This is a genomic window from Gordonia sp. ABKF26 (assembly GCF_041103195.1).
GTDB lineage: Bacteria > Actinomycetota > Actinomycetes > Mycobacteriales > Mycobacteriaceae > Gordonia > Gordonia terrae.
The window spans coordinates 818,723-844,297 of sequence record NZ_JBGCVZ010000003.1 but is presented as its reverse complement, the minus strand read 5'-3'; the positions used below and the strand labels follow the sequence as shown (position 1 = coordinate 844,297).

Sequence of the window (25,575 nt, the reverse complement as noted above, 5' to 3'; positions counted from 1 at the left end):
TCCTGCTCGATCACGACCGGACACCGCGACCACTGGTCCCCCGAGGCGCGAGGAGCGCAAGCGACGAGGCCCCGGCAACCAGGACGGTTGCCGGGGCCTCGGGAGGACGCGAAGACGCTAGAGGGCCTTGAGTTCCTCGATCACGCTGTCGACGCTCTTCTTGGCGTCGCCGAAGAGCATGCTGGTGCCGTCGGCGAAGAACAGCGGGTTCTCGATGCCGGCGTAACCCGAACTCATCGACCGCTTGAGCACGATGGTCGATCGCGCCTCGTCGACGTTGAGGATCGGCATGCCGTGGATCGGCGAGCTCGGATCATTGCGGGCCGCGGGGTTGGTGACGTCGTTGGCCCCGATGACGATGGCGACGTCGGTCCGGCTGAATTCGCCGTTGATGTCGTCCATCTCCTTCATCGAGTCGTATTCGACGTCGGCCTCCGCGAGCAGCACGTTCATGTGACCGGGCATGCGACCGGCGACCGGGTGGATGGCGTACTTGACCTCGACGCCCTTGGCCTCCAGCAGCTTTGCCATCTCCTTGACCGCATGCTGGGCCTGCGCCACGGCCAGACCGTACCCGGGGACGACGATGACCTGGTTGGCATACGCCATCTGGATCGCGGCGTCGGCGGCCGAGGTCGCCTTGACCGTGCCGCCTTCGGCACCGGGGCCGCCCACGGCAGCGGCATCGCCGCCGCCGAACGAGCCGAACACGATGGCCGGGATCGACCGGTTCATGGCCTTGGCCATCAGGTTGGTCAGGATCGAACCCGAGGCGCCGACGATCATGCCGGCGACGATCAGCGCGGTGTTGTCCAGCGCGATACCCGCGGCGGCAGCCGACAGACCCGTCATCGCGTTGAGCAGCGAGATGACCACCGGCATGTCCGCGCCACCGATGGGGAACACCACGAACAGACCCATCACACCGGCGGCCACCAGCACGGCGACCATCCACCAGACACTCGCGCCGCCGCCGTTGGAAGCATCGATGCCGAGGTAGATCGCCAATCCCAGTGCGACGATGAGCAACACGATGTTGGCGGCCTGGAACAGCTTGGCATTGGAGACGAAGGTCTTCTCCAACCCCTTCGGCATGATCTCCTGCAGCTTCGCGAACGCCACCAGCGATCCCCAGAACGAGACCGAACCGATGATCGCGGCGATCAGCGAGCCGATCACCAGCGGCGAGGCCGGTTCGACGTTGTGGAAGGTCGAGAACCCGGAGGTCTCGATGAACTCGGCCCAGGCGATGAGCGCCACGGTGCCACCACCGACGCCGTTGAACAGCGCGACCAGCTGCGGCATGGCCGTCATCTTGGTCTTCAGGGCAGGCGGGATACCCAGAGCCACACCGAGAACCAGACCGACGACGATGAGCACCCAGTTGATCGTGGGCACGCCCTCGGTCGAGTGCCCATCGGAACCGACAGCCCCTTCGTTCCAGACGTAGAGCAGCGTCGCGGCGACGGCCAGACCCATACCCACCGCGGCGATCCAGTTGCCGCGCACCGCGGTCTTGGGTCCGGTCAGACCCATCAGGCCGTAGATGAACAGGGAGAACGAGACGATGTAGAGCGCGGTCACCAGGTAGGCGACGCCCTCGCTCGGGGTGTGCGCACCCGCCGCGAGTACCAGCTGTGACATAGATGTTTCTGGGGAGCCGTTCATTTGGCCGCCTCCTTCTTACCCTTGAACATGCCCAGCATGCGGTCGGTGACCGCGAAGCCACCGATCACGTTGAGCGTGCCGAACACCAGCGCGACGAAGGCGATGATGCGCACACCCCACCCGGCGTCGGCGGGCAACTTGCCCAGGACCACCAGCGCGCCGAGCACGACGATGCCGTGAATGGCGTTGGTGCCCGACATCAACGGGGTGTGCAGGGTGTTGGGGACCTTGGAGATGACGGCGAAGCCGACGAACCCGGCGAGCACCAGGATCGCGAGGTTCGCGAGAAGTCCGGCATACATCAGGCCTTCACCTCCTGCTGGCCGTCTTTCGGCCCGCTCACTTCGTTCCCGGCGCCGGGCTTGTCACGGGTGACGCACGCGGCCGCAATGACCTCGTCGTCGAAATCCGGTGTGATGGAACCGTTGTCGTCGAGCATCAGCTCGATGAGCGCCAGCAGGTTCTTCGAGTACAGCTCGCTGGCGTGCTCGGGCATCGTCGCCGGCAGATTCAGCGGGGCGGCGATCGTCACGTCGTGCTTGACGACGGTCTGACCCGGCTCGGTCAACTCGCAGTTGCCGCCGGTCTCCCCGGCGAGGTCGATGACCACGCTGCCCGGCTTCATGCCCTCGACCGCAGCGGCGGTCACGAGTCGCGGCGCCGGACGCCCCGGCACGAGCGCGGTGGTGATCACCACGTCGAAACCCTTGATCGCGTCTTCGAGCGCCTGTTGCTGCTGCGCGCGCTCGGACTCGGTCAGCTCACGGGCGTACCCGCCCTCACCGGCCGCGTCGATACCCAGGTCGAGCCATTGGGCGCCGACCGATCGGACCTGCTCGGCGACCTCGGGACGCACGTCGTAGCCGGTGGTCCGCGCACCGAGCCGCTTGGCCGTGGCCAACGCCTGCAGTCCCGCGACACCCACACCCAGGACCAGCACCGTGGCCGGCTTCACCGTTCCGGCGGCGGTCGTCAGCATCGGGAAGAAGCGCGTCGAGACATCCGCCGCCACCACGACCGACTTGTAGCCCGCGACGTTGGCCTGCGAGCTCAACGCATCCATCACCTGGGCGCGGGAGATACGCGGGATGGCCTCCACCGCGTAAGCCTCCACACCGGCATCGCGCAGGGTGCCGATCTGATTGTCGGCATTGCGCGGCGCGAGGAAGCCGATCAGCTTCTGTCCGCTCCGCAGCTTGCCGATCTCCGAATCCGACGGCGGCGACACCCGCAGAACCACATCCGATCCGTACGGATCGCCGATCGTCGCACCGGCTTCGGTGTACGCCTCGTCGGGGATCAGGGCGCCGAGACCGGCCCCCGACTCCACCACGACGGGCACACCCTTGCCCACCAGCGCGGCGACGACCTTCGGGACCAGCGCCACCCGGCGCTCCCCCTCGGCCGTCTCGCGCACGACACCCACTGTCATCTATCTCACCCTGTCTGGTCGGCGCCGCTCGTCGCAGCGCCGTTGGTTGGCGCCTGTGCTCGGCGCGTCTTGTCAACGAGGTGACCCGCCCCCAGATCGTGCAGCTCCGCCATGTGTGTCGGCGGAACGGACGACCTGACGCAGGTCACGAGGTGCACGGGTTCGACAAGGGATGACTGTCTCCCGGCTCACATAAAGGTGCGTTGAACATAACATGCGTTCTCAGCGGCAGCTCAGGTGAGTCGGATACCTCACTCAACCCTTGACGCTGCGCTTTTGGTCGTTTCTGGACATCTGTCTGTACAGGTGTCGTCCTCACGGGGTGCGGCACGAACACTGTCTCGGGGCGTCACCAGACACTGTCGCCCGTTCCGGCGAGAAGCGCGTTCGTCAACCTCGGAGTTCGGCAGTCTTCTATCCGCTCACGGCGCATCATGACTTACAGAGCCGAGACTTCGTAGGAGAACCGATCATGGCCACATTTCCTGCCATCGCCCACGTCGCGATCACCGTCAGCGACCTCGAGAACAGTTCTGCGTGGTATCAGACCCTGTTCGGAAGCGCACCCGTCCTGGATGAAGACGAGGAGGGCGGCACCTTCCATCACACCGTCTTCGAACTCGCCGGCGGGATGTTGTTCGGTCTTCACGCCCACACCGGAAACGCCGCCGATCAGCGGTTCGACGAGCGGGCCGTCGGACTCGATCACGTGGGGTTCGCCTGCACCCAGGACGAACTCCGGACCTGGCAGGATCGGCTCGACGCCGCAGGTATCCCGCACAGCGGAATCCGGCACGCGCACTACGGTTCCGGGTTGTCGTTCCGCGACCCCGACAACATCGCGCTCGAGTTCTTCGCACCGCCCGTGTGACGCGGTCGCGCGACCTCGGCGCGTTGCCTCAGACGATGGTGTAGGTGCGGTCGTCCAATCCGCTCGCACCATCCGGTGCCGGCGCCTGATAGCGCTCGATCTGGGGCATCCCCTTCTGATCGATCGCCCGGCATTCGAGGGTGTGATTGCCCTTCGTCGCCTGCCAGACGAACTTCCACTGTCGCCAGGTGTCGATGCTGTACTCCGTGGTCAGCTCGGCGGGTTGCCACGGCCCCTGATCGACACGGACCTCCACGCGTTCGATGCCCGTGTGCTGGGCCCATGCGGTGCCGGCGACCACGACCTCGCCGGCCGGATGCTCGGTGCCGTCGGCCGGACGGTCGAACCGCGACGCCATCTTGATCGGGCCGAGGGCCGACCATCCGCGCGTCGTCCAGTACGCCTTGGCCTCCGAGAAGCGCGTGATCTCCCAGTCGACAACCCATTTCGTCGCCGAGACGTACCCGTACAGCCCCGGCACCACCTGGCGGACCGGGTAGCCGTGTTCGAGGGGAAGCGGCGAACCGTTCATCCCGACGGCGAGGAGCGCGTCGCGCCCGTCGGTGAGCGCCGAGATCGGAGTGCCACAGGTCCATCCGTCGACGCTGGTGGACAGCAGCATGTCCGAGCCCGGCCGGACGCCGGCGAGGTCGAGGACCTCTCGCATCGGCACCCCCAGCCATGTCGCATTGCCGACGAGGTCGCCACCGACCTCGTTCGACACGCACGCGAGCGTCACGATCCGTTCGGTCATCGGCATGGCGAGCAGGTCGTCCCAGGACAGCGTCACCTCGCGATCCACGTCGCCGTGGATCCGCAGTCGCCATTCACCGGTGGTGAGGGTCGGGACCTGCAGCGCCGTGTCGATTCGATAGAAGTCGGCGTTGCTGGTCATGAAAGGTGTTGCGCCCGAGACCTCGAGCTCGGCACCGGCCGGGATCGGCGGCGCCTGGCTTGCGGCACGCGGCAGCAGCACCCGGGCGCGGTCGGCGACGACGCCCGCGGTGTCGGCGAGCACCCGCCGGGCCACGACCCCGACAACGACCGCGGCAGCCGCGATGCCGCCGGCGGTGAGCACGAAGCGGCGCGTGAAGTCGGACCGCGCAGCCGCTTTCGGCTCGTCGTCGGCCGAGTGTCCGTCCACCTCATCGGTATCGACCGACGCGGGACCCAACTGGGTGATCAGCACGCGGAGCACGACGACGCCGACGACCCCCGCGACGATCGACGGCAGCGCGTTCGTCCAGCCGGCATCCGGGCGGTTCAACGCCGCCAGCACGCCGACCAACCCGAAGGCTCCGATGATCACCGAGCCGAGCGGGGGTCGTCGTCGTTCGAGGTATCCGCACGCTGCGGCGAGTACCGCGATGAGGATGCCCATGCCGATGAACAGGGCGAGCTTGTCGGCGACACCGAACGTCTCGATGGCCCACTTGCGGACCGCCTCGGGTGAATGGTCGACGACCGACGAGCCCACGGCGAAATACGGCGACGCGTCCGGCGAGACCGGAACCGCGGCCAGCTCGCCCGCAGCCAGCGCCGCCCCTACCGCGACCACACCCGCCAGCGCGGGAGCCGGTGAGGAGGCGCGGCGCAACGGGCTACGGCGCACGGTGGTGGAGGTCATATTTCTTGATAGCGGAGGAACCTGTGAAAACGCCGTGGGCCACCCGTTCCGAGACCCGCCGGTGACCCGGCGATCTGTCCGCATCATCAATCGTTACCAAGACTAGAACAGGTTCTAGTTTGTCGGCTAATCTGAGCGGCATGGCTACCAGCACCGAGATCCCGGAGACCGTCGCACTCGATTCGGTGAGCGAGTTCTCCGACGAGGTCGACGTCGTCGTGATCGGGTTCGGCATCGCCGGCGGATGCGCCGCGGCGGAGGCCGCCGCGAACGGGGCGCGGGTGCTCCTGCTCGAGCGCGCCGCGGCTCCGGGCGGCACCACATCGCTGTCCGGCGGGTTCTTCTACCTCGGCGGCGGCACCGCAGTACAGAAGGCCACCGGCCAAGAGGACTCCGTCGAAGAGATGGAGAAGTACCTCACCGCCGTGTCGATCGATCCCGAAGCCGACAAGATCCACGCCTACTGCACCGACAGCGTCGACCACTTCAACTGGCTCGAGGGCCTGGGCTTCACCTTCGAGCGCAGCTTCTATCCGGAGAAGGCCGTGATCCAGCCGGGCACCGAGGGACTGATGTTCACCGGCAACGAGAAGGTCTGGCCGTTCAAGGACCAGGCCGTTCCGGCACCGCGCGGGCACAAGGTACCGGTACCCGGGGAGACCGGAGGCGCGAAGCTGGTCATCGATCTGCTCGTCACCCGCCTCGACGAGTTGGGTGCCGAGGTCCGGTATGAGACCGGTGCCCGCCAGCTGGTCGTCGACGAGCAGGGTGCGGTCGTCGGCGTGACGTGGAAGACGCCCGACGCCGAAGGTGTCATCCGCGCGGACTCGGTGATCATCGCCGCCGGCGGCTTCGTGATGAATCCCGACATGGTGGCCGAACACACCCCTCATCTCGCCGAGAAGCCGTTCGTGCTCGGCAACACCTACGACGACGGCCTCGGCCTGCGCATGGGCAGATCCGTGGGCGCCGCACTGAAGTACATGGACAAGGCGTTCATCACCGCGCCCATCTACCCACCCGCGAGCATGGTCATGGGCGTCATCGTCAACAAGTACGGCGAGCGGTTCGTGACCGAGGACTCCTACCACGCGCGGACTTCGGGATTCGTTCTCGAGCAGCCGGATTCGGTCGCCTACCTCATCGTGAACGAGTCGCACATGAACGAGAAGCAGAACTATCTCGTACCGCTCATCGACGGCTGGGAGACCATCGAGGAGATGGAGCGAGACCTCGGCATCCCGGAGGGCAAGCTGCAGGCCACCATGGCCCGCTACAACGAAAATGCCGCAAAGAAGGAAGACCCCGACTTCCACAAGGCCGCCGAATTCCTCGAGCCCCAGGACACCGGGCCGTGGGCCGCCTACGATCTGTCCCTCGGCAAGGCGATGTACGCCGGCTTCACCATGGGCGGTATGGCGACGTCGTTGGACGGCGAGGTACTCGACGAATCGGGCACCGTCATCACCGGCCTCTACGCGGCCGGTGCGAGTGCGACCAACATCGCCCAGGACTGCAAGGGCTATTGCAGTGGAACGCAATTGGGCGAGGGGTCGTATTTCGGCCGACGCGCCGGGCGCCATGCCGCGGCACGGGTGACCACGAGCGCGTGACGTAACGGGCTGACAACCGCCCTCCGGCAACCCACGGACGACGGAGGGAGTCGTCGGTGGCGCCGAGGAGGGCGGATTCCGCTCAGCGTTTCGGTGTGAACCCGCGCAGACGCAGGCTGTTGCCGACGACGAAGACCGACGAGAGCGCCATCGCCGCGCCGGCGATCATCGGGTTCAGCATGCCGGCGGCGGCCAGCGGGATGGCCGCGACGTTGTACCCGAACGCCCAGAACAGGTTTCCCTTGATGGTGCCAAGGGTTCGACGCGCCAGGGCGATGGCGTCGGCCACCGCGCGCAGGTCGCCGCTCACGACCGTCAGGTCACTGGCGGCCATCGCGACATCGGTGCCGGTGCCCATCGCGAGGCCCAGATCGGCCTGCGCGAGTGCCGCGGCGTCGTTGATCCCGTCGCCGACCATCGCCACCACGTGCCCCTGCTCCTGCAGTTCGGCGATCACCTCAAGCTTGCGGCGCGGGCTGACGCCGGCGGTGACGTCGTCGATCCCGACGCTCGACGCCACGGCGCGGGCGGCGCCCTCGTTGTCGCCGGTGAGCAGCTTCGGCGTCAGCCCCAGCCGCCGGAACTCGGCGATCGCCGCGGCCGACGACGGTTTGACCCGATCGGCCACCACGAGAACCCCCACGGGAACCGGTTGTCCGGCAGCATCTTCGGCGTCGGACTCGGCGACCAGCACGACGACCGCGGTTGCGCCGTCGGATTCGGCGGCTGCGACCGCGTCGTCGAGTGCAGTTGGCAACGCCACGCCCACCTTGCTCGGCGACACGACGGTCACCAGTCGGTCACCGACGATCCCGGCGACGCCCGCGCCCTGCGTGGAGACGAAATCGCGGACCCGCGAGTCGATGTGGTCACGCCCGGCATCGACGATGGCCGCCGCGATCGGGTGTTCCGATCCCGACTCCACCGATGCCGCCCAGCCCAGGACCTGCTCGGTCTCGTAACCGTCGACGACGGTGATTGCGGCGAACGTCATCTCGCCGGTGGTGACGGTGCCCGTCTTGTCCAGCACGATGGTGTCGACACGTCGCGTCGACTCCAGCACTTCGGGTCCCTTCAGCAGAATCCCGAGTTGCGCACCGCGCCCGGTGCCGACCATCAGAGCAGTCGGTGTGGCGAGCCCCAGCGCACACGGGCACGCGATGATGAGGACGGCAACGGCGGCGGTGAACGCGAAGGTCACATCGCCACCGGCGAAGTCGGTCGTCGACGCCACGCCGAGCCAGAAGCCGAGGGTGGCAAGCGATATCGCGATCACGATCGGTACGAACACCGACGAGATCCGGTCGGCCAGTCGCTGGACGTCGGCCTTGCCCTCCTGCGCCGCGGTGACCATGCGCGCCATCTGGGCGAGCGCAGTGTCGGAACCGACGGCGGTCGCCCGGACGACGAGGAGTCCGCTCGTGTTGACCGTCGCGCCGACCACCGCGTCGCCGGTGGTGACCTCGACGGGCACCGACTCGCCCGACACCATCGACGCGTCGACCGCCGACGCGCCCTCGACGACCACGCCGTCGGTGGCGATCTTCTCGCCGGGCCGGACGACGAACTCGTCCCCGACCGTCAACTGTCCGATGGGTATCCGGGACTCGGCACCATCGGGGCGTCGAACCACGACGTCCTTGGCACCGAGATCCATCAGGGCGGCGAGCGCGTCCCCCGCACGGCGCTTGGCGCGCTTCTCGAAGTAGCGGCCCGCGAGCAAGAAGGTCGTGACGCCGGCCGCGGCCTCGAGGTAGATGTGCGATGAGCCGTCGGTCCGCTGCGGCAGCAGGTCGAAGCCGTGGGTGAGGCCGGGAGTGCCCGCAGTCCCGAGGAACAGCGCGTAGAGCGACCATCCGAACGCCGCCAGGGTCCCGACGGAGACCAGGGTGTCCATCGTCGTCGCACCGTGACGCAGGTTGATCCAGGCCGCCCGGTGGAACGGGTATGCACCCCACACGACGACCGGAGCGGCGAGCGTCAGGGACAGCCACTGCCAGTAGGTGAACTGGAGTGCCGGGACCATCGCGAGAGCGATCACCGGCACCGAGAGGATCGCGGACACGATCAACCGCCGGCGCAAGGCGTCTAGTTCGGGGTCGCGGGAGTCGGCGTCCGCCGTGTCCGTGTCGGCGGTGGACGCAGGCGCGTCCGCCACGATCGGCGACGCGTCGTAACCGGCGGCGCGGACCACCTCGACCAGGTCGCCTGCCGCCAGACCCGCAGGCACCTCGACGTGGGCGCGTTCGGTCGCGTAGTTCACCGACGCGGTCACACCGTCGAGCTTGTTGAGCTTGCGCTCGATGCGGTTGGCGCAAGATGCGCACGTCATTCCGGAGATGTCCAGGTCGACCGGTTGCCCGGTACTCGCGGTCATGGGTGATCACCTCCGTGCGGGTTCGATGACGGTTCGTCGGTGACCACGACGCCATGCGAGGGGGCATCGTGCGTCACCGGCTCGACGTCGGGACCCCATGCGCGGCCGACGCCGAACGCGAGAGCGAAGACCGCGATCAGCGCGACGACGTAGGCCAGGGGTCCGGTGGCGGCGGATCTCATGGTCAGACCAGCACGTAGCCGGCTTCGGTGACGGCCGTCGCGACCTCGTCTCGGCCGAGTTCACGATCGGCCGACACGCGCACCGAGCCGTCGTCGACGGTCACCTCGACGCTCGTCACGCCGGGCAGGGCCTCGATCTCCTCACGGACCGACGCTGCGCAGTGGCCGCAGGTCATGCCGGTGACGGTGTAAGTGCTGGTGGTGCTCATGCGCGTGCTCCTCGGATCGTCGAAGTATGTGAGTGGTGGGTCAGGACTTGACCAGGCGCGTGATCGCGGCCATGGCCTCGTCGACCTTGGCCTTGCCGGCCTCGTCGCTCTCCTGCGCGGCATGCACCACGCAGTGGGCCATGTGCTCCTCCAGCAGACCGAGGCTCACCGCCTGCAGCGCCTTGGTCATCGCCGACACCTGCGTGAGGATGTCGATGCAGTAGGTGTCTTCCTCGACCATGCGCTGCAGTCCGCGTGCCTGACCTTCGATGCGCTTGAGTCGGCGGAGGTAGTCGTCCTTCCGGCCGATGTAACCGTGCTGGTGCTCGTCCATGATTCTCCCGTCCGGATACCCCTCAAGGGTATGCTCGACCAGGTATACCACCGTGGCGTCGATAACGGTACCCCCCTACCGTATCGGCGAGCGCAGAGCCTTGTGCTCCCTGAGGTGCGAGCCTTGTGCTCCCTGAGGTGCGAGCGCAGCGAGCCTCGTGCTCCCTGAGGTGCGAGCGCAGCGAGCCACGAAGGGCTCAGCGAACCGGAGGGAGCAACCTACGACCGCAGCGCGGCAGCCAACTTGGCCAGCGCGCCGGCCACCTCGTCGAGTGCGGCTCCGATGGCCGCCACTCGTGCGGCGTCGAAACCCGGTGCACCGTGGTCGGGCCCGGATACGGCCGGGAGGTTCCCCGGTGTGACGGCGGCCGGCCGGGATCCCGGACCGCCGACAACCGGGCCGCCGCGGTCGTGTCCGTCGACAGGGTCCACCGGGTCCGGTGAGTAGGCGACGTCATACCCGTCGGCCCGGTGACGTCGACCCTGATAGTCGTCGACGACCTGCGGCTCGACGTTGGTCGAGCGCCGTCCACCGCGATACGACATGTTCGGTTCCGGGTCGTCGGACGCCGAGGGCTGCGCGGCGAGCGACGCGGCCGGGTGCGAGTCGGGCAGGCGGTGCGACCCCATCCGTGACGAACCCGCTTGCGGCGGGGACTGACGCAGCTGGTCGACGCCGCGATCAGGCGCAACGGTCCGGGGATCGGGTGCGCCCGCGCCGCTCATCACCGACGGAGCGTGCCCGTTGCTGCGCGCATAGAAGTGCGGGCCGCCGTGCCCGGCGAAGAACACGCAGCCCGCGCCCTCCGGGGACGGCACCGGGCAGGGGTTGCGTTCGATGAGGGACTGCGCGCGGTCGTCGAAGTCGTTCCATTCGAGCCACAGCCGCCGGTCATGCCGCGGATGCGTGCTCGCATCGGTGGCGTGATTACCTCGGTGACCGATCGCCAGCCTGCACTGCAGCAACCAATCGGAGTCACCCGACAGTCCCAGCGCCGCGCGTTCGGCCGGCCGGCACACCACCGTCGACCAACAGCCCTCGCCGTTCATACGGACTCCCCTTCATGCCTTGCATCGCCGCGAGATCTTCGCACGACCACACCACTGTGGCGCGCACGGTCGTCTTCTCGTGCCCGTCGGCTTCGTGCCGCCCGGTAGCAAGCCCCCCGGCATGCATTTCCGCGGTGGCCGGCCCCCCGTGGCCACTCTGTGGTGAAGATCCCGCGGATCAGTCTACGAAGCGGGCCGGTCCGGTGCCACCCTCTTGGCCCCGCGCGTCTGAACTGACGAACGCCAGGATCCTCCCGTGCACCTCATCCGGCCGGTCGAGGTGCAGAAAATGGCCCGCTCCGGCGACTACCGCGGCCGCGCTGCCGGGCGGCAGCACCTCTCGGACGTGGTCGGTGAGGCGCGACTGCATACAACCGTCGTCGGCTCCGTGCAGATACAGCGTGGGACAACGCGGTTCGCCCAGCCAGTCGTCCCGCATCGCAGCGTAGCGAGGATGGGTCCGCGGCCTGCGGAGCGCGCGGTAGTACCCGAGCGCCGCCGTCCGGTGAGCACGAGTGGGCAGCGCCGCCAGAGCGAGGTCGACGTCGAGTCGGTGGTCGGGCCGCGCGCCGGCGCCCGAGTTCAGTCGCCAGCGGCGCCACAGCAGCGGGATCAGCCGGTGGAGCACCCGTTCGGGTAACCACGGCACCTGGTTGAAGGCGATGTACCAGCTCATCAACGCCTGACGGGCGAGGGTCTTGGCTCCGTCGATCCCTCCGGCGAGCGAGCGTCGTACCGCCGGGACCGGCGGCACCGACATCGAGACCACCGCCGCGAACGGATTGTCGGCGCGATGTGCCACGGCGTTCGCCGTCATCGCGCCCCAGTCGTGCCCGATCAACACCGCGTCGGCACCCGCACCCGTGGCGCGATGAACCGCGACCGCGTCGTAGGCGAGCGCGGCGACGTGAAAGTCGTTGTCCGACGGTATTTCCGACGGAGCGTAGCCACGGGTGAAGGGAGCGATCACCCGATGTCCGGCGGCGGCGAGTTCGGGACCGAGATGCCGCCACGTCCATGCCGAGTCGGGGAACCCGTGCAGACAGACGACGACCGGCCCGGCCACGGGACCCCAGGCCAGCGCATGCAGCGTGACGTGTCCGAGGTCCAGGGTGATCCGTTCGGGCGTCGCGATGGCCGGGTCGTCGTGATCGGGGCTGCCATCGCACCCCGAACCGTCTGCTGAGATCTGGGTCATCGTCGCCAATCTAACGCCGGCGGCACCCCGCCCGCATCGACTTCACCGGTCGCGTCAACCGGTCGCAACCGCGGGGCGAGCCTCGCGCAGTTCGCCGTCGACGACGCGGAACGCACGCGACTCCGCCACGTCGGCGGTCAGCGGGTGATCCGTGCGGACGTGCGCGCCTCGCGACTCGGTGCGCGCGGCCGCCGCGGCGACGACTGCCGCCGCGGTGAGCGTGAGCGCCGCGTCCTCGACATCGCGTACCGACTGCGCCGGCCGACGGGGCGCGGCGGCGACCGCGTCGGCGGCCGCGTCGAGCCCCGAGGCGGACCGTCGCAGTGCCACCTCCCGCGTCATCACGTCCTGCAGCACGTCCCGATCCAGGATGGGGACAGGCTGCTCGGCCCGCCGGCGACCGGCCTGCGGAAGCGGGAGCCCACGCCGGGTGACCGCCACCGCGGCTGCGCGTCGGCCCATCACCAGGCCCTCGAGGAGGCTGTTCGACGCCAGGCGGTTGGCGCCGTGCAACCCGGTGCGCGCGACCTCGCCGGCCGCGAGCAGTCCGTCCACCGCGGTGCGGGCCGACTCGTCGGTGACGACGCCCCCGCACAGATAGTGGGCTCCCGGCACGACCGGGATACGGCCGGACGCGGGATCCAGCCCGGCCGCACGCACTCCGGCGGTCACCGTCGGGAAGCGGTCCTCGAAGTCGACGACGCCGCTCGTGTCGAGATAGACGCACGGGTGCCCGGTGAGTTCGATCGCGGTCTGCACGGCGTCGGCCACCACGTCGCGGGGCGCGAGATCGCCCATCGGGTGGATACCCTCGGTGACCGACCGGCCCTTGACGTCGACGAGTCGGCCGCCCTCTCCGCGCACTGCCTCGCTGATGAGCGTCCGGCGACCCCGCGCGCCGTCGGTGTAGAGCATCGTCGGGTGGAACTGGATGAACTCGAGGTCGGCCACCTCTGCCCCGGCGCGCAACGCCAGGGCGACGCCGTCACCCGTCGAACCTGCCGGATTGGTGGTGGCGGCGTAGAGGTGCCCGGTTCCCCCGGTCGCGAGCAACACGGTCGGGGCCAGCACGGACGCGGCACGCCCCGACCGCAGGCACGCGACGCCGACGGCACGCCCGTCGTCGATGTGGACCGCGGTGGCGATCGTGTCGTCGAGGAAGCGGATCGGCGGGACGCCCCCGCCGATGCGGCCGGAGTGCCGGACGGCCTCGTGCAGGGCCCGCTGGATCGCGGCACCGGTTGCATCGCCCCCGGCGTGGATGATGCGCCGTCGGGTGTGACCGCCTTCGCGGGTCCGCAGCAGTGAACCGTCGACGTCCCGGTCGAATTCGGCACCCCAGCCGATCAGCGCCGACACCGACTCCCACCCGTCGGCGAGGATGAGTCCCGACGCCGTCGGGTCGGTGAGTCCGCCGCCGGCGGCGACCGTGTCGGCGAGATGGCGGTCCACCGAGTCGGCGGCCTCCGGGCCCGCCGCCCCGGGGATCACCACTGCGACACCGCCCTGGGCGTAGAACGTGGAGGTCGGCTGCTCCCGGCTCGCGGCGTCCCATCGCGGCCCCTTGTTGAGCACGACGACCCGCAGGCCGTCCTGCGCAGCCCACAGAGCGGCGGTGAGACCTGCGATACCGGCACCCACCACCACCAGGTCGGCGTGGACCGTCTGTTCGGTCCCGACCGGCTCCCGTGTGAACCCGCTCATGTCAACCGCCTCTCGCCGCGGCGTCCGACACCGCGCGTCTCCGGGCAACACCGCGCAGACGTTTTCGATTCCCAGTCGAAAACCTTACCCCGGCCGCGATGTTTCATCACCTCCTCTCGAGGCAAACCCGGACACCATGAAAACCCTCTGGTTCGACCCCGCCGGCGAGGCAGCCCCCGACCACCTGCCCGATGTCCGTCCGGAGACGATGCCGATCGACGTCGTCGACACCTTCGACCAGATCGTCGTCGGCGGCGGGATCACGGGCCTGACCACCGGTCTCCTCCTGGCCCGCGCCGGTCAGTCGGTCGCGGTCCTCGAGGCACGGCATATGGGTGCCGCGGCGACCGGCCACACCACCGGCAAACTGTCCCTGCTGCAGGGCACCCGGTTGTCGTCGATCGCGAGCCGCCACGGTCATGCGGCCGTTCAGGACTACGTCGAGGCCAATCGCGAAGCCCAGGCGTGGTTGCGGCACTACCTGGAGCACCGCGGGCTACCCGTCGACGAGCGGGCGGCGCTGACGTTCGCGGCCACCGCGTCCGGCGCGAAGTCGGTCGAGAAGGAGTACGAGGCGTGCCGCGCCCACGATCTGCCGGTCGAGCATGTGGACTGCCCCGAGCTGCCCTTCGACGTTCGGAGCGCGATCCGCCTCGACGGCCAGGCGCAGATCGACCCGATGGTCGTCCTGCGCGCCCTCGCCGACGACCTCCGCGCGCACGGCGGCCACTTCTACGAGGGCGTTCGCGCGCAAGGACTCCGCCACGGCTCACCGAACGTGCTGACGACCGACGCAGGTGACGTGCGTGCCCACTCGGTGATCATCGCGACCGGGCAACCCTTCCTCGACCGCGGCGGCTTCTTCGCGCGGGTCCACCCGCAACGCTCCTACGCCGCCGCGTTCACCGTCGACGGGGAGATCCCCCGCGAGATGTACCTGGGCTCGGACAACCCGTCGGTCTCCCTGCGGACGGTCCGGCGACCCGGTCACGACGGGGAGCTGCTGATGGTCGGCGGGTTCGGGCACGAGGTGGGCCGGACGAAGTCCGAACGACAGCACGTCCTGGACATGTTGAGCTGGACCCAGAAGCATTTCCCCAGCGCCCAGATGGTCGCGCGGTGGTCGGCCCAGGACTACACGACCATCGACGAGATGCCCTATGTCGGACCGATTCTCCCGGGCGTCGACTCGGTGCAGGTGGCGACCGGTTTCGCCAAGTGGGGTCTCACCAACGGGGTCGCCGCGGCACTCGCCATGACCGGACGGATCCTCGGAACCGAGCCCCCGTGGTCGGCGACACTGCGTCCGTGGCGGACGACCGAGATCAGCCGGCCGGGATCATTGATCTCGGCGGCGTCGGCGAACGCACAGGTTGCGGGCTATCTGGCAGGCGGCTATCTCTCGCTGCTGAAGCCGACCGGCGCGGCGCCGAAGGAAGGTGACGGGACCGTCGGACGCTCCGGCATCACACCCGAGGGCCGGTGCACGGTGGAGGGTCAGACGCGGTCGGTGGCGCCGCTGTGCACGCATCTGTACGGGGTGCTGCGGTGGAACGACGCGGAACAATCCTGGGACTGCCCGCTGCATGGTTCGCGGTTCAGTCACACCGGCGAGGTCCTCGAAGGTCCGGCGACGCGAAACCTGGCTTCGCACAACGACTGACGTCGCCGCGCCCGAGTTCATCGCGAACGCGACGCCCCGTCGACGGCGCCGGGCCGGGTCTCTCGGAGAGCAGCGTCCCCCAGAATCCGCCGGAACACCGGCCGGGTGAGCGTCGCCACCGGCCGCTGTACCGCGCCGGCCAGCAGGCGCACTCCCAGATCGATTGCGCGCGCGTCGAATCCGACGGGGATACGGTCGCGACCCGCCAGTACGCCGTGCAGGATCGCCGCGGCCGCCGCCTCCGGCCTGGTCCCGGGCAGTCGGTGGTTGAATCCGCGCGTGACGAAGTCCCGCACCCCGGGCGTCACATAGCGTGCGCGGGTGGCGATCTCGGTGTGGACGGCACCGGGGTGCACCACATGCAGCCGAACCCCGGAGCCGTCGGCCCGCAGCTGCTGCTGAACGGTTTCGGAGTACCCGCGAGCGGCGAACTTCGACGCCGAGTACGCCGATTGCGCAGGCGAGCCGAGGAGCCCGAACGCACTCGAGGTGTTCACGATGGAGCCGCTGCCGGCCGCCTCGAGGTGCGGGAGGAAGGCCACCGTGCCGTTCACGACACCGCCCAGGTTGACGGACATGATTCGCCGCGCGTAGTCGTCATCCTCCTCGAGAACCCCGGCCACCATCGTGATCCCGGCGTTGTTGAACACCATCGCCGGTGCCCCGGACCTGCCGACGACGGCGTCGGCATGTGCGGCCACCGCGTCGGCGTCGGAGATATCGACCTCGTCGACGTGCACCCGGACACCGGAGTCGCACAGACCCGCCGTCTCCAGCGCAGCGGGTACGTCGACGTCGACCAGGTACAGCTCGACGCCCGCGCGGGCCAGGCGTCGCGCCAGCGCCCGGCCCATGCCCGCCCCGGCGCCGGTGACGACCACCGGCCGGCCGGCGCATCGTCGGCGCAGCCGATGGTCGGAGACCTGCGGATGCCACAGTTGTTCGGGCGGGAACGGCAGGTCCGGGAGTCGCGACCGGAGGTCAGACGAGTTCGTCACCCCGGCGGACTACCCCCGTGCCGGGGCACTACACATCACCACCGGCCACCACGCGAGGCGCCGTCGGGCCGCGCGGGTTCACCATCCTCGCGTGCCGTTCGCGTTTACCCTCTGGGGCGGCGGGTATCCCGCGCACCGGACGGAAGAGCACGGGGAACGGGCCCGGACCAGGGTGACACCGACGAGAGGAGCCGACCGGTGAGCGTGTCGGACGCAGTTGTCATCGGAGCCGGTCACAACGGCCTCGTCGCCGCGATCCGCCTCGCCGATGCCGGCTGGGATGTGACGCTCCTCGAAGCACAGCCCGAAGTCGGCGGCGCGATTCGCAGTGCGGAACTCACCCCCGGTTACGTGACGGATCTGTTCAGCGCCTTCTACCCACTCGCGGTCGCGTCCCCGGTCTTCGCGGACCTCGACCTCGCCGATCACGGACTGGAGTGGAGCCGCGCCCCGCTCGCCTTCGGTCACCCCGCCGGGCCCGACGACGTCGACGCGCCGGTCGTCTTCCCCGACGCCGCGGACACCGCAGCGCACCTGGCCACCTTCGACGAGCGTGACCGGCGCGCCTGGCTCGACCTGGTCGAGCAGTGGGAACAACTCCGGCCGGCGATCCTCGACATCCTGTTCGGTCCGTTCCCCCCGGTCCGCGCGTTGTTGTCGCTCCTACGCTCGCTCGGCACGGCCGACGCCCTGCGCCTGGCCCGGTTCCTCATCCTGCCGGCCGATCAGATGGTGCGGGAACTCTTCCACAGCGAGAAATCCGGTCTGCTCATCATCGGTAACTCCCTGCACGCCGACATCCCGCTCCACGCACCCGGCAGCGGAATGATGGGGTATCTGCTGACCATGCTCGGCCAGGACACCGGATATCCCGTACCCGTGGGCGGGGCGAGCGCGCTGCCCGCGGCCCTTCGACGCCGCGCCGAGAGCGCCGGGGTGACCGTCGTCTGCGGCACGCGCGTCACACACATCGACGTCCAGGGCGGGCGGGCCACCGGGGTCGTGGACAGCACCGGCCGCCGATGGCCGGCGAAGCGCGCCGTTCTCGCCGACGTGGCAGCGCCCACGCTCTACACCGAGTTGCTCTCGGCCGACGACGTGCCCGCGCGCGTTCTCGACGACCTGCGGACCTTCACCTGGGACACCCCGGTGGTCAAGGTGAACTATGCGCTGAGTGAGAAGATTCCGTGGCGCAGTACTAATCTCAGCGGAGCCGGCACGATCCACCTCGGCGCCGACGCGCGCAACATCGCCTACGGGACCGCCGACATCGAAACCGGTCGCGTCCCGGAACATCCGTTCCTGCTCTTCGGACAGATGACCACCGCCGACCCGGGTCGGTCCCCCGCCGGCACGGAAAGCGCATGGTCGTACAGCCATCTGCCCCGCGGGGTGACCAACGACGAAGCGGCGCAACTGCTGGCCCGACGCATGGACGCGGTGCTCGAGGCGCACGCGCCCGGTGTCTCCGACCTCATCGTGGGACGGCATGTCCAGACCCCGCACGACCTGCAGGCCGCCGACGCCAGTCTCGTCCACGGGACGGTCAACGGTGGTACGGCACAACTGTTCCAGCAGTTGATCTTTCGTCCGACACCGAACCTCGGCGGTGCATCGACACCAGTGGACCGGCTCTACCTGGCCGGCTCGGGGGCCCATCCGGGCGGTGGAGTGCATGGTGCTTGCGGCAACAACGCCGCACGCGCCGCCCTCGGCTCGGACGGTCTCCGCGGATTGCCGCGACGAGTGTTCGACCGCAACGTCATCCGTCGCCTGACGAAGACCGACAACAACCACTGAACGGAGACCGGAGCATGAACCGAGTCGAACGCCACACGAGCGCAACACCGGCGCAGGTCTGGTCGGTGCTCTCCAACGGTTGGCTCTATGCATCGTGGGTGGTGGGTGCCTCCCGGATCCGCGATGTAGATCAGTCATGGCCGCAGGCGGGGTCGAAGATCCACCACTCGGTGGGGGTGTGGCCGGCTCTGCTGAACGACGAGACGACATCCGTCGAGTCGAAGGCCGGGCTCCTCGAATTGTCGGCGGCGGGCTGGCCTTTCGGACGGGCACGCATTCGCATGACCGTGGAGAAGGACGGAAACGGTTCCCTGATCGGCATGGAGGAGTTCGTGGAGACCGTGCCGCTCAGGTGGATTCCGCCGACGATCCAGGAGACCGTCATGTCCCCGCGTCTGAACGAGTGCCTGCAACGCTTGGCGATGCTCGCGGAGAACCACGCGAGCTGACGAGGGTTGTGTCCACGTCGGTTCGGTATTCGCCGGCATGACCACTGCACTCGCGATCACCTGCACATCTCAAAGCTGGAACGACGAGGCGATGGGCGGCCGCGGCTACAAGGACCTCGACGCGGTCCCGGATCCGGTCGACTCGGCGACCCATGCCGCCGCCCGTAACGCGGTACACCTCGCGCAGCTGCTGTCACAGAACGCTTTTCCGGCGTACGAGTGACCACCGGACGACTCTGATCGTCTCCAACTCGCCGTCGGCGGCGTCGGGCAGATTCATGCCCGCGTTCTTTTCGGAATTGCTCGTCGTCCGCGTGCATGAGCAACTCGCCGTTTCCGCCACCCGCGACGGCCATCATCGCCGCCTTCACCGACGGGAGCTGCCGCAGTTCGCAGAACGCCATCCCGGCACCGGTCGCCTCGGCCATGAGGTCCTCCGCGTCGGAGAGGTAACTGACGCAATCCGCTGGTCATCGAACCCGCTGTCGGTCAGCGCATCTCGGTGTCGGTTCGATGACCCGCGGCCTCGGATGCCTGGCGTCGCAACCGCTCTCGATAGCCGTAGGTGGCACGCAGGACATCGTCGTAGCTGTCGGCACTCGAACCCAGGGCGCCGGCAAAGATCCCCATCGACGTCGCCAGCCACGCCAGGTACACGTAATTCCGTAGGCCCACCGGATAACCCAGCTGTGCGGCGAGGAAGTTCTCCTCGATGACGATGAGCGCCGCGGCAAGAGTCGCGACGAACAGTCCGGCGTAGAGCACCACCGTACTGAACACGACGGTGCACGCCGTGGCCATGTTGTAGAGACGGGCGCGCGGCTTGGCGGTGACCGCCGCGCGTTCCCACAACCGGTTGTTGACGATGAGCCAGACCGAGGCGAGCACCAACGACAGCAGGGTGATCGCGGCCAGACGCCACGCGCTCAACGCATTGGCCATCGACCAGATGGTCGAGAAGAAGATGCCGAACGACGCCGCGGCCGCGGCCGCCGCCGTCATGCCCGTGAGAGTCGGGATCAGCCGCCACGGCCGGTTTCCCCGGACCATTCCGGCCATCAGCTTGAGTCGGCGCGAATAACCCTGGGCGCAGACGTATTCGGTGTTGTCCTCACGGACGACGACGATGCCGCGCTGCCGCTCGAACCCGGGCACCGAGTCATCACCGGTCATCGCCCCGGCGATGGTCGCGATCACGCTCCGCAGCGCTCGCCGCGGTGCGGGGCCGAGCGCGGGGAGCGAGACGACGGCGGCGTTGCGCTCGCGGTCCAGTTCGGCCAGCACCACGAGATTGCGGGGAGTCCGGTCGTCGTCGCCGTCCCGCGGCCGGTAGAGCCGCGGCATCTCGGTGACGAACACGATCACCTCGTCGGCCGTGTCCTCCGTGCCCCAGACCGTCTCCAGATCACCACGCGGCGTCATCTGCAGCGTGGTGTCCTTCGTGACCGTGTGGCCCCGGTACTCCAGCGACAGTTCGTCGGCGATCTGCTCGAACCGATCCTCGCCGCGCTCGATCAGGGTGGCGGGCAGCCCGTGTTCGGCGACGATGCGCAGCGCACCGGCCCGCCCGTGGTCACGCTTCTGGCTGGTCATATGCCCTGCCGTCATGATCGAAGTGGTGCTCTCAGTCCGGCGGTTCGGACTCCCCCGCCGCCGGCGAGTTCGGGTCGTCCTCGTCATCGCGTGCGGTGGCGGCGGAGGGGTCCACCTGCTCGTCCGTACCGGGTTCGTCGACAGCCCGCTCCTCGAGTTCGTCGACCTTGCGTCGAGCGTCGTCGGGCGTCGCGACCGGCGTACCGGTCTCGGCCGGCTCCATGGGTAGTTCTTCGGTCATCGTGTGCGTCGACCCTCCGGTTGGTGTCGCTCGGTGGTGCCTCTGTCAGAGGGACGGGTTCCCGTTCGTCACAGCGGGCAAACCCGGCGGGACACCGACCGAGCGCGGAGACGGCCGACCGTCACCGAGCCGTACTAGAGCGTCGAGGTGTCGATCACGAAGCGGTAGCGCACATCCGAGGCCACGACGCGGTCGTAGGCCTCGTTGATCCGGTCCGCGGAGATCACCTCGATCTCGGCACCGATGCCGTGTTCGGCGCAGAAGTCGAGCATCTCCTGGGTCTGCGCGATGCCGCCGATCATCGAGCCGGCGAAGCTGCGCCGCTTCCCGATCAGCGCACCCGCGGGCACGTCGATCGGATGTTCGGGCAGCCCGAGTTCCACCAGCGTGCCGTCGAGAGCGAGCATGCCGAGGTATTTTCCGATCGGCAGGTTGGCCGACACGGTGTTCAAGATGAGGTCGAACGAACTGCGCAGTTCACGGAAGGTCTGCGGATCGCCCGTCGCGTGGTAGTGGTCGGCTCCGAGGCGCAGACCGTCCTCCATCTTCTTCAACGACTGCGACAGCACCGTCACCTCGGCGCCGAGCGCGTGGGCGATCTTCACCCCGACGTGACCGAGCCCGCCCAGGCCGACGATCGCCACCTTCTTCCCCGGGCCGGCACCCCAGTGCCGCAGCGGTGAGTAGAGCGTGATCCCGGCACACAGCAGCGGGGCTGCCTCGTCGAGTGCGATGCCGTCGGGAATCCGGAGGACGTAGTTCTCGTCGACGACGATCGACGTGCTGTATCCGCCGTGCGTGGGTGTCCCATCGCGGCCGACAGCGTTGTAGGTGCCCACGTTGCCCCGCTCGCAGTACTGCTCCTCGCCGAGCCGGCACGGTTCGCACTCGCGGCACGAGTCGACGAAACAGCCCACGCCGACCCGATCACCGACCGCGTACCGGGTGACGTCGTCGCCGACAGCCGCGACCGTCCCGGCGATCTCGTGGCCGGGCACCACCGGGAACTTCGTCCCGCCCCACTCGTCGCGGGCGGTGTGGATGTCGGAATGACAGATCCCGGCGAACGCGATGTCGATCGACACGTCGTGCGGGCCCAGGTCGCGTCGTTCGATGGTGGTGGGTTCGAGCGGACGATCGGCGGCCGGGGCGATGTAGGCGTTGACCGTGGTGGGCATGCGGACTCCTCGGTACACATTCGATGGGTGGCAGATGGGCGATGCGCAACGCACCGACGACACACGAACAGATGCGGGCTGATGCATGTGTCCGACGCCCGCCAGTCTGCCCCCCGCGCGTTCTCCTTGCCATAACGGCACGTCGCGGCGTCGCGGGTGCTGTCCATCGGGGCGCGAGGCCACTGGATCCGTCGGCGATGATCGTTACAATGACCGACGGTGACGATCAACAGCTCAGTCGACGACGGTCAGCGCACGCAGTTGCACCCGGTGTCCCCCATCGCCGAGCTCACGCGATTCGGGACGACCACCGCTCACGCGGCCGCGGGCGTCGGACGCCTCGTCCTCCACACCGCAGGCGACGCCGTGCGCGGTCGCGCACCCGGCGCCGCCCGCGTCGCACACGAGATCCGGACCACCTTCGAACACCTCGGGCCGACGTATGTGAAGCTCGGGCAGCTCATCGCCTCGAGTCCCGGTGTGTTCTCCGAGTCCCTGTCCGCCGAGTTCGAATCGCTGCTGGACCGGGTGAAGCCGGCCGACCCGGCACTCATGCGCGAACAGTTCATCGCCGAACTCGGCCGCGGCCCCGAAGAGGTCTTCGCCTCGTTCGACCCGGTGCCGATCGCCTCCGCGTCGATCGCCCAGGTGCACACCGCGACCCTGCCCGGCGGCGAGGAGGTGGTGGTCAAGATCCAGCGCCCGGGCATCGCCGACCGCCTGGCCCCGGACGTCGCGATCCTCGAGCGCCTGGCCGGCCTCGCCGAGATCTCCGAGTACGGACGCATGCTCAGCGCGCGGCACGTGGTCGAGGACTTCGCGGCCGGGCTCGACGCCGAGCTGGACTTCCGTATCGAGGCCGACACCATGCGCGAGTGGTTCGCCTGCCTCCAGCCGGGACCGTACGGCGACCGTGTGCGCGTCCCCCGCGTCTACGACGACTTCACGACACAGCGCGTGCTGACCATGGAACGAATCCACGCGACCCGCATCGACGACGCCGCGGCAGTGCGCGCCGCCGGGCACGACGGTGTCGCGCTGTGCCGCAATCTCCTTCTGTCCCTGCTGGACTCGGCGTTCCACGGCGGCCTGTTCCACGGCGACCTACACGCCGGAAACGTCCTCGTCGACGATGCCGGCAAGCTGGTCCTTCTCGACTTCGGCATCGTCGGGCGGTTCACTCCCCGCACTCGACGCATCCTCCGCCAGCTCGTCGTCGACCTCGTGGTGCGCGGCGACCACGAGTCCGCGGGCCGGGCCATCTTCCTCCTCGGCGCCGTGCACAAACCGGGCTCGACGTCCCAGGGCGCCGAGGACATCAAGAAGGTGACGACGCCGTTGTCGACCGCCGAGCTCGGTTCGATGTCCTACACCGACCTCGGACGGCAACTCGCCGCCGTCGCCAAGGCCCATGACGCCCGCCTACCCCGCGAGCTCGTCCTCGTCGGAAAGCAGCTGCTGTACGTGGAGAAGTACACGAAGCTGCTGGCCCCCCGGTGGAAGGCGATGTCCGACAAGGAGATCTACGGCTACATGGCCGGCATCCTGAAGGAGGCCGAGCGCGATCGGCGAGCCGACCGGGGCTGACCGCACGCTGCACATTCCGGCATGTCGGACCCACTGTGCCCATCTGTGGCAAACGCGACAGTTAGGGTGGGAGCGATCAGCTGATTCCAGGAGTCACACATGAGACGTTTTGTGCCGGCAGTGCTGGCCTTCTTCGGCGCTGCGTGCATCGCGGCGGCCATCGCCATACCGCTTTATCTCGTGCCGCAGTTGAAGGTGGTTCCGCTCGATCTGGACATCACTTCCGACGCCACCACGGTTGCCGCGGACGGTTCGACCGGGGAGCGCTTCCCAGCGGTGATCTTCGATCGCTGTTCGGTGTCCGAGCCCCGGGCCCGCACACTCGATGCATCGCTCACCCAGCAGCGACGCTCGATCATCACCGAGCCGTCGGACAGCCGCCAGGCGAGCCTGCAGTCGGCGCAGACCGTCCTCATCGAACGTCTGCGTGACGCCGAGGGAACCGAGACCGAACCGACGGTCGCCGCCGCGGGTGAAACGCGCACGTGCGAGGACGGCCTGCTGACCGCGACCATCGACCGCGTGTCGGTGAATCGCAAGACCTCGGCACCCAACGGCGCCGTCAGCTCGCTGCAGCTCGAGGCGGTTCCCGAGGGCGGCAACGTCAACGACGTGTCGGTCGCCATCGACAACCGCACCGGCTACCAGTACAAGTTCGGCTTCGACGTGCAGCAGCGTGACTACCCCTACTACGACCTCAACACCCGCCAGGACTGCGCGGCGAAGTTCGAGGGCGAAGAGACCATCGACGGGGTGAACACCTACCACTTCGTGTGCGACGTCCCGGAGACCGACCTCTCCAACCTCCCGAACGCGCAGGGCGAGGCGGCACTGGGCACGATGCTGACGATGCCCGCCCGCTGGTGGGGCATCACCGGACGCGGCGTGCGGGCGAACGACCCGATCACGATGCACCGGTACGCCGCCGCGACCCGCCATGTGTGGGTGGAGCCGGAGACCGGAACCATCGTCGACGGTCGCGAGGACCAGCACCAGTACTTCAAGTCCCCCGATCAGAGCGACGCCACCCCGGAAGCGGTGCGCGAGTTCCGTATGGACGCCTTGAAGGGCACCTTCAAGTGGACCGACGAGACCGTCTCCAATCAGACGAAGAAGGCCAGCGGCTACGTCGACCAGCTGAAGGTGGGCGGGGTGTGGGTCCCGATCATCCTGGGCATCGTCGGCGTCATCCTGCTGATCGCCGCCGCGCTGCTGTTCTTCCGTGGACGCCGTGACGACACCCGGGTGGACGACACCCCGCCGCCGACGACCCCACCCGCCGACGAGCGCGACACCACGCTGATCAAGCGCGACGCACCGCCGGCCGGAGCAGCACCCGCGGGCGCCAACCCGTGGGAACGGCCGACCGAGCAGATCCCCAAGGTCGGCGACACGCCACCGGCCGACGACTCGGCCACGCGCACCTTCCGCAAGCAGCCGCCACCCGAGTAGGCAGAGGCAAGAGCGACCACCGCGGGCGCATCGGGTATCCACCGGGTGCGCCCGCGGTGTTGTGTCTGGATCCCCTGCGGGTTGTGCCGGCCCCGAGCGAAGCCGCCAGGCCGAGCCGGGCCACACCCCCCGCGAATTGAGCCGGACCCGAGCGGAGCCGCCGGGCCGAGCAAGCGACGAAGGAGCGCGTCGAGGTCGAGGCGCCGAGTCGAAGCCCCCTCCGCACCCCTGCGGGTTGAGCCGGCCCCGAGCGAAGCGAGGCGCCGAGTCGAAGCCCTTTGCAACCGAACCCACCAAAGTGACCTCGACAGACGCGCGGGCACGCTACGCGTGCACGAGCTGCTCGGCCA

At 68.8% G+C, this 25,575-nt stretch carries 22 protein-coding genes and 1 pseudogene; 8 read left to right on the top strand and 15 right to left on the bottom strand.

Annotated elements, in window-relative coordinates; translation table 11 throughout:
- Positions 1-117 precede the first annotated feature (117 nt).
- Genes AB4Z55_RS04380 through AB4Z55_RS04370 form a run of 3 tightly spaced genes read right to left on the bottom strand, consistent with a single transcriptional unit; the run spans position 118 to position 3,100 of the window.
- Positions 118-1,644: an NAD(P)(+) transhydrogenase (Re/Si-specific) subunit beta gene (locus tag AB4Z55_RS04380; RefSeq protein WP_239402368.1), complete on the bottom strand. Its 1,527-nt coding sequence runs from the start codon at positions 1,642-1,644 to the stop codon at positions 118-120.
- Positions 1,645-1,664: 20 nt separating this feature from the next.
- Positions 1,665-1,970 carry an NAD(P) transhydrogenase subunit alpha gene (locus tag AB4Z55_RS04375; RefSeq protein ID WP_004020381.1) on the bottom strand — a complete coding sequence of 102 codons (306 nt, stop codon included), beginning with the start codon at positions 1,968-1,970 and terminating at the stop codon, positions 1,665-1,667.
- Positions 1,970-3,100 (bottom strand): Re/Si-specific NAD(P)(+) transhydrogenase subunit alpha, encoded by a 1,131-nt coding sequence (locus AB4Z55_RS04370; protein ID WP_239402369.1) that lies wholly within the window; start codon positions 3,098-3,100, stop codon positions 1,970-1,972. The genes AB4Z55_RS04375 and AB4Z55_RS04370 overlap by 1 nt, the downstream gene beginning before the upstream one ends.
- 472 nt (positions 3,101-3,572) lie before the next feature.
- Here AB4Z55_RS04370 and AB4Z55_RS04365 point away from each other — a divergent pair, with 472 nt between their 5' ends.
- Complete coding sequence (locus AB4Z55_RS04365; protein WP_369519221.1) at positions 3,573-3,971, top strand: VOC family protein; 399 nt, start codon at positions 3,573-3,575, stop codon at positions 3,969-3,971.
- A gap of 28 nt (positions 3,972-3,999) precedes the next feature.
- Here AB4Z55_RS04365 and AB4Z55_RS04360 read toward each other — a convergent pair whose 3' ends face one another.
- On the bottom strand, positions 4,000-5,598 hold the full coding sequence (locus tag AB4Z55_RS04360; protein ID WP_064570516.1) for a molybdopterin-dependent oxidoreductase: 1,599 nt from the start codon (positions 5,596-5,598) through the stop codon (positions 4,000-4,002).
- Between the two features lie 140 nt (positions 5,599-5,738).
- Between AB4Z55_RS04360 and AB4Z55_RS04355 the strand changes: the two genes are divergently transcribed.
- A complete protein-coding gene (locus AB4Z55_RS04355; RefSeq protein WP_369519220.1) occupies positions 5,739-7,211 on the top strand; it encodes an FAD-binding protein in 1,473 nt (490 codons plus the stop codon).
- Positions 7,212-7,293: 82 nt separating this feature from the next.
- Here the strand turns inward: AB4Z55_RS04355 and AB4Z55_RS04350 are convergent, their stop codons facing one another.
- The 7 genes from AB4Z55_RS04350 to nadB form a co-directional block, all read right to left on the bottom strand.
- The gene (locus tag AB4Z55_RS04350) at positions 7,294-9,588 is read right to left on the bottom strand and encodes a heavy metal translocating P-type ATPase (protein WP_369519219.1); all 2,295 of its coding nucleotides are present in this window, start codon (positions 9,586-9,588) and stop codon (positions 7,294-7,296) included.
- On the bottom strand, positions 9,585-9,770 hold the full coding sequence (locus AB4Z55_RS04345; protein ID WP_101820011.1) for a hypothetical protein: 186 nt from the start codon (positions 9,768-9,770) through the stop codon (positions 9,585-9,587). The genes AB4Z55_RS04350 and AB4Z55_RS04345 overlap by 4 nt, the downstream gene beginning before the upstream one ends.
- A gap of 2 nt (positions 9,771-9,772) precedes the next feature.
- Positions 9,773-9,979: a heavy-metal-associated domain-containing protein gene (locus AB4Z55_RS04340; protein ID WP_004020388.1), complete on the bottom strand. Its 207-nt coding sequence runs from the start codon at positions 9,977-9,979 to the stop codon at positions 9,773-9,775.
- Between the two features lie 40 nt (positions 9,980-10,019).
- Positions 10,020-10,313 carry a metal-sensitive transcriptional regulator gene (locus AB4Z55_RS04335; RefSeq protein ID WP_004020389.1) on the bottom strand — a complete coding sequence of 98 codons (294 nt, stop codon included), beginning with the start codon at positions 10,311-10,313 and terminating at the stop codon, positions 10,020-10,022.
- Between the two features lie 218 nt (positions 10,314-10,531).
- Positions 10,532-11,362, bottom strand: coding sequence for a hypothetical protein (locus AB4Z55_RS04330; RefSeq protein WP_369519218.1), 831 nt, complete (start codon positions 11,360-11,362; stop codon positions 10,532-10,534).
- A gap of 178 nt (positions 11,363-11,540) precedes the next feature.
- A complete protein-coding gene (locus tag AB4Z55_RS04325) occupies positions 11,541-12,560 on the bottom strand; it encodes an alpha/beta hydrolase (RefSeq protein WP_369519217.1) in 1,020 nt (339 codons plus the stop codon).
- Positions 12,561-12,614: 54 nt separating this feature from the next.
- Entirely contained in the window at positions 12,615-14,264 is a 1,650-nt protein-coding gene (gene nadB / locus AB4Z55_RS04320) for an L-aspartate oxidase (RefSeq protein ID WP_369519216.1), read from the bottom strand.
- 136 nt (positions 14,265-14,400) lie between these two features.
- Here nadB and AB4Z55_RS04315 point away from each other — a divergent pair, with 136 nt between their 5' ends.
- On the top strand, positions 14,401-15,927 hold the full coding sequence (locus AB4Z55_RS04315) for an FAD-dependent oxidoreductase (protein WP_369519215.1): 1,527 nt from the start codon (positions 14,401-14,403) through the stop codon (positions 15,925-15,927).
- Positions 15,928-15,944: 17 nt separating this feature from the next.
- On the opposite strand, the gene AB4Z55_RS04310 is transcribed toward AB4Z55_RS04315, so the two are convergent.
- Positions 15,945-16,808 carry an SDR family NAD(P)-dependent oxidoreductase gene (locus tag AB4Z55_RS04310; RefSeq protein ID WP_369520980.1) on the bottom strand — a complete coding sequence of 288 codons (864 nt, stop codon included), beginning with the start codon at positions 16,806-16,808 and terminating at the stop codon, positions 15,945-15,947.
- Positions 16,809-17,123: 315 nt separating this feature from the next.
- Between AB4Z55_RS04310 and AB4Z55_RS04305 the strand changes: the two genes are divergently transcribed.
- From AB4Z55_RS04305 to AB4Z55_RS04295, 3 genes and pseudogenes are all read left to right on the top strand, one after another.
- Positions 17,124-18,725 carry a phytoene desaturase family protein gene (locus AB4Z55_RS04305; protein WP_369519214.1) on the top strand — a complete coding sequence of 534 codons (1,602 nt, stop codon included), beginning with the start codon at positions 17,124-17,126 and terminating at the stop codon, positions 18,723-18,725.
- A 14-nt stretch (positions 18,726-18,739) separates the two neighbouring features.
- A complete protein-coding gene (locus AB4Z55_RS04300) occupies positions 18,740-19,174 on the top strand; it encodes an SRPBCC family protein (RefSeq protein ID WP_064570526.1) in 435 nt (144 codons plus the stop codon).
- Between the two features lie 76 nt (positions 19,175-19,250).
- A pseudogene (locus AB4Z55_RS04295) lies at positions 19,251-19,397 on the top strand (flavodoxin); the annotation flags it as partial.
- A gap of 266 nt (positions 19,398-19,663) precedes the next feature.
- Here the strand turns inward: AB4Z55_RS04295 and AB4Z55_RS04290 are convergent.
- The 3 genes from AB4Z55_RS04290 to AB4Z55_RS04280 all read right to left on the bottom strand — a co-directional run bounded on the left by AB4Z55_RS04290 (position 19,664) and on the right by AB4Z55_RS04280 (position 22,186).
- Positions 19,664-20,782 (bottom strand): hypothetical protein, encoded by a 1,119-nt coding sequence (locus AB4Z55_RS04290; RefSeq protein ID WP_369519213.1) that lies wholly within the window; start codon positions 20,780-20,782, stop codon positions 19,664-19,666.
- 16 nt (positions 20,783-20,798) lie between these two features.
- Complete coding sequence (locus tag AB4Z55_RS04285; RefSeq protein WP_248643973.1) at positions 20,799-21,008, bottom strand: hypothetical protein; 210 nt, start codon at positions 21,006-21,008, stop codon at positions 20,799-20,801.
- A gap of 134 nt (positions 21,009-21,142) precedes the next feature.
- Positions 21,143-22,186, bottom strand: coding sequence for an NAD(P)-dependent alcohol dehydrogenase (locus tag AB4Z55_RS04280; RefSeq protein WP_211540673.1), 1,044 nt, complete (start codon positions 22,184-22,186; stop codon positions 21,143-21,145).
- A 219-nt stretch (positions 22,187-22,405) separates the two neighbouring features.
- On the opposite strand from AB4Z55_RS04280, the gene AB4Z55_RS04275 reads away from it, so the two are divergent.
- Together AB4Z55_RS04275 and AB4Z55_RS04270 are read left to right on the top strand one after the other, a co-directional pair.
- Positions 22,406-23,773 (top strand): AarF/ABC1/UbiB kinase family protein, encoded by a 1,368-nt coding sequence (locus tag AB4Z55_RS04275; protein WP_004020402.1) that lies wholly within the window; start codon positions 22,406-22,408, stop codon positions 23,771-23,773.
- 99 nt (positions 23,774-23,872) lie between these two features.
- A complete protein-coding gene (locus AB4Z55_RS04270; protein WP_369519212.1) occupies positions 23,873-25,225 on the top strand; it encodes a DUF3068 domain-containing protein in 1,353 nt (450 codons plus the stop codon).
- Positions 25,226-25,575 lie beyond the last annotated feature (350 nt).